The organism is Pantoea sp. EKM101V (assembly GCF_011800325.1).
Lineage (GTDB): Bacteria > Pseudomonadota > Gammaproteobacteria > Enterobacterales > Enterobacteriaceae > Pantoea > Pantoea anthophila.
Genome location: NZ_JAALFP010000033.1, coordinates 1 through 767 on the forward strand (window position 1 = coordinate 1; position 767 = coordinate 767).

Here is a 767-nt window from a genome sequence, read left to right on the forward strand (position 1 = left end):
GAACCTGCGGTTGGATCACCTCCTTACCTGAAGATACCTTCCCGCGCAGTGCTCACACAGATTGTCTGATAAAAAGTAATGAGCAGGACGGCTGCGAAGTCGTGACACTATCGTGTCCCCTTCGTCTAGCGGTTAGGACTCCGCCCTTTCACGGCGGCAACAGGGGTTCGAATCCCCTAGGGGACGCCACCTGCTTGGTGACAGGTGAAAGGTGTCTCCATACAGTATCTCAAAACCGTTTCCGCTGCGCGAGCAGGGAGACGCGTCTGAGATATTTGCTCTTTAACAATCCGGAACAAGCTGAAAATTGAAACGACATGGCGCGTTCATTCTCCGTAATAAGAATGAAATGACGACATGTCCGAGTCTCTCAAATGCTTACAGTCTGCAGCGTAAAAACGCCTGTGGGTTGTGAGGTTAAGCGACTAAGCGTACACGGTGGATGCCCTGGCAGTCAGAGGCGATGAAGGACGTGCTAATCTGCGTAAAGCGACGGTAAGGTGATATGAACCGCTACAGCCGTCGATGTCCGAATGGGGAAACCCGGTGCACTCAGTGCATCATTGCAGCATGAATACATAGTGCTGCAAGGCGAACCGGGGGAACTGAAACATCTAAGTACCCCGAGGAAAAGAAATCAACCGAGATTCCCCCAGTAGCGGCGAGCGAACGGGGAGCAGCCCAGAGCCTGAATCAGCATGTGTGTTAGTGGAAGCGTCTGGAAAGTCGCAGGGTACAGGGTGATACTCCCGTACACAAAAGCACAC

General features: G+C 52.7%; 1 tRNA gene and 1 rRNA gene. Both read left to right on the plus strand.

Annotation, left to right across the window (positions count from 1 at the left end):
• The first annotated feature begins 114 nt into the window (after nucleotides 1–114).
• Nucleotides 115–189 (plus strand) — tRNA-Glu (locus HFD92_RS21480).
• 226 nt (nucleotides 190–415) lie between these two features.
• Nucleotides 416–767, plus strand: a 23S ribosomal RNA gene (locus tag HFD92_RS21485); the annotation flags it as partial.